Raw genomic sequence first — 6,353 nt, forward strand, 5'->3', positions numbered from 1 at the left:
TTTTTTCTTCTTATGAGAAGCCATTTAAAAACGGATTCATATCTTTTTCTTCTGCAGGAGTTGTCGAAGGGCCGTGACCAGGATAGACAACGAAATCATCATTCAAAGTCAATAACTTCTCATGAATAGATTGAAGCAACGTCTTCGTATCTCCTCCAGGAAGATCCGTCCTTCCTATGCTTTCCTTAAAAAGCGTATCCCCTACAATAGCTACCTCCGCATCAGTGAAAATGAATGATACACTGCCCGGCGAATGCCCCGGTGTATGACGAACTTCCAAGTGAAATGAACCAATTTGCAATTCGCCTTCCCTAAGAAAATGATCAGCGGCTTCATTTTTCACAAGAGGCAAACCTGGATATCTAGAAGAACCATTTAAGTCGGGATTCACAAGCCACTCCTGTTCCGCTTCGTGAATATGAACGGGGATGCCAAAATGACTTCTTACTTGATCAACCGCTCCAATATGATCGAAATGCGCGTGTGTCAATAGAATGGCAAGCGGTTTAACATTCAATTTTACGATTTCTTTTATCACCCGGTCTCCTTCTTCTCCTGGATCGACAACTAAACACTCCCCCTTATCATTGAGTAGTAAATAGCAATTCGTCTGAATCGGACCAAGTGGATATGTACGTATTTCTAACATTTTTCACACCTCCTACTTTTGATAGTAATGAACTTACAATCGGATTTCAAACAATCGTCACTTATAAACCTCGACAAAATGTTGGGCAAACAGTACAATAGAAGAGGAATATTGCTAATTCGGCATTCATTTTTTCTCTATTGAAAGGAGTGTCTTCTACATGAACATCTTAATGGTTATTTTCGGACTCGTTGCAATCTTCGCTGTTATCGGTACTGTACAAGCTTTCAAAGAGCGTAATGTACTGAGCATTTTGTTCAATCTTGGAGCTGCCGTTATTTTCGGCGGTTTTACAATCGCGACGATTGTCTTCCAAGGCTACCCACCTACTCTTCATTGATTAGTACTTGTTTTTAAAAACATCCTCTGCATTTCAATGCAGAGGATGTTTTTTAGTTATCAAATTCAATCCACTCAAATATTTCTTTCGCTCTCATGTCAATAAGCTCTTCTGACGTATAGCCGTTTAAACAATATTGTCCAGAAGGAGAACATTTTAACGGTCCCTCATCCAACCCTTTTACTAGTAGCTCGGGACTTCCTTTTTCAAAACGATACAAATTAAACTTTGCACCCAATTCATCCAGTTGGCCGCTCTTTTCCGCCCCTTTTAGAATCAACCGATTCTCATCAAGCCATTCAATTGCAGGGACTACCCACTCCGAATAATTACTGACCGCCGGCAACTTCCATTCCGACTTTACCTCACCGTCAAAGTTCCTGATCGTATATGTAAACGCATCCGAGTCAATTGTCTGTACAATACCGATAGCATCATCAAACACATCAAAATAAACCGCATTTCCAATTCCGGTTGTCTCAACTTTCTCAGTATCTAAATGAAACATCTGTATATCTCCACCGTCGAGCGGATGGTCTTCCAACAACATGCTGAAAATCTTATTATCATTAGCCCACTTTGGAAATGGATCATCCAATTCGACAAGGGAAAGACTATCATCACTTCCATCAAATGCAAAGAGATCAAAAGACCAATCTTCATGGAAAGCAGTAAATAATATTTTCTTTGGATTTTCACGATTCCATTCAATCGATAGCTCCGTCGAATCGATTTCCACTTCATGCTCAACCGTCCCGTCCATTTCAACGATTTTAATGACAGCAGAGTTTGGATGATCGCTCGTATGTACTAATAAATAATCGCTGGAAGGGTGTACAAGGACATCAATAATGAATGACGAATCCTCATATACCAGCCCAGTTTCTCCCGTTTCGATGTCAAAATAATTCACTTTGTAAACACCGTTATTTTTCACAACATAAAGAATTTGAGTATCAGTAAGCCAATCCGCTATGAAATGAAAGCTGGAAGGATCCGCTTCAAAAACTTGGGGAGTTGGCGACTCAACAGACTCCTCGACAACATCGGAAGGTTCTTCCATATTAGGTTCTACTGCCGGCGGTTCACTTTTCTCCGAACAGCCAAACATCATTATCAAGAACAGCAAAAGCCAACCTGTCATTCTTTTCATCACGCAATCCCCTCCTTCCATCTTTCTTTCAAAAAAATTCTGCACGGTAAACGAACCCGTGCAGAACTTAGTCGTTTTCGCCAATATAGGCTTATTCTTCTTCTTTATCTGTAAATCTTAGCAAGTCTCCATTAATAATCAAATCAGAATAGCCAAGTTCCGTTGTCGCCCGGTCAATATACGGTTCACACGCTTGAGAATCGGTTGCTTCTCCAGTTTCGATATCATAGCAAGCTTCGTGAGCGTAAATATAGTCTTCGGTAACTAAACGTCCGTCCCTGAAAATAACAAACGGTTCATGATCCGGAGAGAATATGTCTGCGCCCATTTGCATGTCTTCTTTCGTACTGATGCCTAGCAAATGCAGGACAGTTGGTCTAATATCCAATTGGCCGGAAAGCTCGTCAATCGTTTTTCCTTTTCCATAACCAGGAATGTGAATGAACATCGGTACTTTTTGCAATTCGACATTATCAAATGGAGTAATTTCTTTATCCAAATACATGCCCATCGCCTTGTTGTGGTTTTCCGAAATACCATAGTGGTCCCCGTACATGACAATTATAGAATTGTCATATAAACCGCTATTCTTTAAGTCTTCGAAGAAGATTTTAACGGCCTCATCCATATAACGGACTGTTTGGAAATACTTGTTCAATGTTTTCGAATTGGAATCATAAGGCGGAATGATCATATCTTCTTCATCCAAATCAAATGGATGGTGGTTCGTTAATGTAATCATTCTTGTTGAAAACGGTTGAGGCATAGTTTTCATTAATTCCACGGACTGCTCAAAAAACGGAATATCTTTCATTCCCCAGTTGACCGCTTGCCCTTCTCCGATCTCATAACTTTCAACATCATAAAATTTCTCTATACCTAGAGCTTGGTACATAATATCCCGGTTCCAGAAACTTTTGTTGTTAGCGTGCATGACACTCGTGAAATATCCATTCTCGCCCAGTCTTTCCGACATGGAGTTGAACGTATTTCCACTGTTTGTGAAAAAGACAGCCCCGCCATTTCGGCCGTATAGTGAGTTTTCCATAATGAATTCCGAGTCAGAAGTTTTTCCCAACCCAGTTTGGTGATAGAAGTTATCGAAATAAAATGTATCTGGATCATTTGTCAACTCATTGAGGAATGGCGTAATTTCATGGCCGTTCATCTCATTGTTGATAACGAAGTTTTGCAAGGATTCCAACGAAACGAAGATTACGTTACGTCCCTCCGCAACTCCGAACATTTTTGGATCCGGCTCTGCATAATTCGCATTAATATAGTTGGCTACCTCGGTTAGTTCACTGCCATCGGCAAGCGCGCGTTGGGCATGCGTTTTCGATTGGATGAACAAGTCATAAATATGATAATTGTATGTCCCGATATTTTTCACGAGCAATTCCCTATCAAAGCTTCGTGTGAGCAACTGCGGACGCTGCGCTTCGGATAATCCTAAATTGACCATCAATACTGTTGCAGCTACAACGAAATACAGCTTACGCCCAATGCTTCGTTGGCTTACAGAACTTTCCGCCGCAGGAATAAATTTTATAGCCAATGCAATGATAATGACATCGGTGAAGAATAAAATATCCCATGGACGGATGTTCGCACCAATGGAAGACGACAAATCGCCAAAATTACTTGTTTGGAATAAGACCGGCAATGTGATGAAATCACTAAAAAATCGATAAAATACCGCGTTGCTGAACATAATAATTGACGTTATTAAACTGACTGAAAATATATAGATGTTACGACGTTTCGTACTCTTCATGAATAAGGCCAGACCGTATATGAATAATAAAAAACTGAGTGGGTTCATGAACAGAATGAATTCCTGCATCATATTATCGATCTTCATATTAAAGCTAGTGATATAACCTATATACGTTGTTAGCCAAGTTGCGATAATTGCAATGACGAGTACGGAATGCTTGGGCCAAGTTACTCTTTTCATACTTTATCTTCCTTTCAAATTGAAACCTCAATTGTAAATGCACCCCATCATCTGTACATGCACTACTTAATAGACGGATGAGAGATAAAAAAGTTTCATTTTCTGCAAAAAAATTGTGAAGGAAAATGATTTGAGGATCACTCTAATCAGTCCTCTTGCCCAACTCACTTTTTAATATAAGCAGGGCAGGTAAGTAATCTTCTTGCATAATCAAGCCATTTTCGTATAGCTCTTTCAATTCAGACATCATCATTTCGATATCTGTTTTTTGATTCCCTGTATATATAAAAATGCCGAAACGTTTAAGAAGTTGCAGGACATCTAAGAATCCCCTCATTTGGCATCACGTATTTCCCGACATTGTATGACTCTTTTCTCAGTAATAATCTTATTGACTGGAATATCATGTTCTTCAATAGGTACTTCTTTTGAAGTTTGAATATCTAAAGCTAAAGATATCCGGTTGCCATTATAGTTAGTCAAATAGCGATCATAATATCCTCCACCAAAACCTATCCTGAACCCTTCATCGGAAAATACGACGCCAGGCACAATTTGGAGGTCGATTTGGTGTTTGTCAACGGAAATCGTCCGTTCGACAACTGGTTCCTTTAAATCCATATAAATAGTTTCAAGATCATCGAATGAATTGATAAGTCTAAAATCCATTTCCCTCGTATCGGGTTTACATTTCGGCACAGCAATACGTTTCCCTAGACTCCAAGCGGATTCAATCAACGCAATTGTATCCACTTCCGGAAAGCGCGAGATTGTAACTCCTATCGTCTGAGCCAACGTGTATTCTTCACACGCATGAAGCCGTTCCAAAATCGCTGCAGACAGACTTGCATGTTCAGAATGATTCATATCTTTCATGATTGTTATCATCTGTTTTCGTTTGGACAATTTACTCATTCAAGTATTCCCCCATTCTGAAATAAAAAACCAAAACCCGCGAAGAGTTTTGGCATGAGCGATTATTTCGTTTCACGGTGCAAAGTTTGTTTCTTTTCACGTGAGCAATATTTTTTCATTTCAAGACGTTCCGGATTGTTACGCTTGTTTTTCTTTGAAATATAATTACGCTCTCCACATTCTGTGCAAGCAAGTGTAATATTTACGCGCATTGTTGTCCCTCCCACTCATTGGCAATATAAATTAATATGAGCATGATTTATACGACTTTTCAATTGTATCATATCACACGGTTATGTAAAGAAGAAAGTTTCAAATTACATTCAGAAGATGCATATGATACGATGGGAACAAAGTAATCTATTCCCGGAGGTTGTACCATATTGGATATTGAACTAATTTTACTAGGCATAGGTATTATTTGCATCATCCTTTCATTCTTCATCGGAAATTCAAGGCGTAAAAATGAAGAGGAGATTGAAAACATTTCAATCAGCCTCCATCAGGAAACAAATCAATTGAAAAAACGTTTGAAAGCAATTGAAGAGGAATTAATGATTAGTGTTGGACCGGTCACAAATGAACAGCGTCGGAAAACGAAACCAGTACACGAAATCATTATTAATCAAATCCTCTCCTTAAAAGCACAAGGTTATTCAATTCCAGAAATAGCGAAACGCTCTTCCCTATCAAACGAGGAAGTCATCGACGTACTGAAATCCCGGGGGGTATCCTTATGATGATAAAGGATATTCTAAGAGGAGCAGGAATAGGCTGCATTATTGCAGGAGGAATTATCTATTTCACGAGCACTGACATTGAGCAAGCTGATCCCGAAAAGTACAAAATCCAGTTGGACGAGCTGCAAGCTGAGTTAGATAAGGTAAAACAAGAGTTAGCTGTCGCCCAAACATTATCTTCCCCTAAATCGGGGAGTACTGACAGCCAAGACTCGAATAATGGTAAGGAAAAGACAGAATCGAACCCAAATGGCGAAACAAATTCAAAGCCGATTACTAAAGTAATCTTGACGATCGAAGCTGGGTCGACATCAAAATCTGTAGCTCATAACCTTGAGCAGGCAGGGATTATCGACAACGCCAAGGAATTGGAACAGTATTTGATTAATAATGGCTTGGCGGGCCGCATTCAAATTGGCGTGCACGAAGTTGACACTACAATGGACCTTGACATGATTGCACGCATTATTACAAATACGAAATAAACAAAAAAGCTGCCCTTCACCGATTTTCCAGCGGTGAAGTGCACCCCAAAAGTTAGAGTTGAAAATCTAACTTTTGGGGTGTTTTATTATGGTTAAATATACAGATGATTT

Annotated in this window: 9 protein-coding genes; 3 read left to right on the forward strand and 6 right to left on the reverse strand. The window is 39.5% G+C overall.

Translation table 11 applies throughout. From position 1 onward, the window contains the following. Nucleotides 1-10: 10 nt before the first annotated feature. Nucleotides 11-649, reverse strand: a complete 639-nt coding sequence (locus ACR65H_RS12685) for an MBL fold metallo-hydrolase (RefSeq protein WP_440500683.1) — start codon at nucleotides 647-649, stop codon at nucleotides 11-13. A 160-nt stretch (nucleotides 650-809) separates the two neighbouring features. Here ACR65H_RS12685 and ACR65H_RS12690 point away from each other — a divergent pair, with 160 nt between their 5' ends. Further along, the gene (locus ACR65H_RS12690) at nucleotides 810-989 is read left to right on the forward strand and encodes a DUF2759 domain-containing protein (protein WP_440500685.1); all 180 of its coding nucleotides are present in this window, start codon (nucleotides 810-812) and stop codon (nucleotides 987-989) included. A gap of 52 nt (nucleotides 990-1,041) precedes the next feature. On the opposite strand, the gene ACR65H_RS12695 is transcribed toward ACR65H_RS12690, so the two are convergent. From ACR65H_RS12695 to rpmG, 5 genes are all read right to left on the reverse strand, one after another. Beyond that, a complete protein-coding gene (locus ACR65H_RS12695; RefSeq protein ID WP_440500707.1) occupies nucleotides 1,042-2,142 on the reverse strand; it encodes a YqgU-like beta propeller domain-containing protein in 1,101 nt (366 codons plus the stop codon). Between the two features lie 91 nt (nucleotides 2,143-2,233). Beyond that, entirely contained in the window at nucleotides 2,234-4,102 is a 1,869-nt protein-coding gene (locus ACR65H_RS12700) for an LTA synthase family protein (protein ID WP_440500686.1), read from the reverse strand. Nucleotides 4,103-4,244: 142 nt separating this feature from the next. Next, nucleotides 4,245-4,439, reverse strand: coding sequence for a YqgQ family protein (locus ACR65H_RS12705; RefSeq protein ID WP_440500687.1), 195 nt, complete (start codon nucleotides 4,437-4,439; stop codon nucleotides 4,245-4,247). Next, nucleotides 4,436-5,017, reverse strand: a complete 582-nt coding sequence (locus ACR65H_RS12710; protein WP_440500689.1) for a 5-formyltetrahydrofolate cyclo-ligase — start codon at nucleotides 5,015-5,017, stop codon at nucleotides 4,436-4,438. Before ACR65H_RS12710 ends, ACR65H_RS12705 begins: the two co-directional genes overlap by 4 nt. A 62-nt stretch (nucleotides 5,018-5,079) precedes the next feature. After that, a complete protein-coding gene (gene rpmG / locus ACR65H_RS12715) occupies nucleotides 5,080-5,229 on the reverse strand; it encodes a 50S ribosomal protein L33 (RefSeq protein WP_067403526.1) in 150 nt (49 codons plus the stop codon). Between the two features lie 171 nt (nucleotides 5,230-5,400). On the opposite strand from rpmG, the gene ACR65H_RS12720 reads away from it, so the two are divergent. Together ACR65H_RS12720 and ACR65H_RS12725 are read left to right on the forward strand one after the other, a co-directional pair. Then, a complete protein-coding gene (locus tag ACR65H_RS12720) occupies nucleotides 5,401-5,757 on the forward strand; it encodes a hypothetical protein (RefSeq protein ID WP_440500691.1) in 357 nt (118 codons plus the stop codon). Continuing rightward, a complete protein-coding gene (locus tag ACR65H_RS12725) occupies nucleotides 5,754-6,242 on the forward strand; it encodes a hypothetical protein (RefSeq protein ID WP_440500692.1) in 489 nt (162 codons plus the stop codon). Before ACR65H_RS12720 ends, ACR65H_RS12725 begins: the two co-directional genes overlap by 4 nt. The last annotated feature ends 111 nt before the right edge of the window (nucleotides 6,243-6,353 follow it).

Source organism: Sporosarcina sp. SAFN-015 (assembly GCF_059415085.1).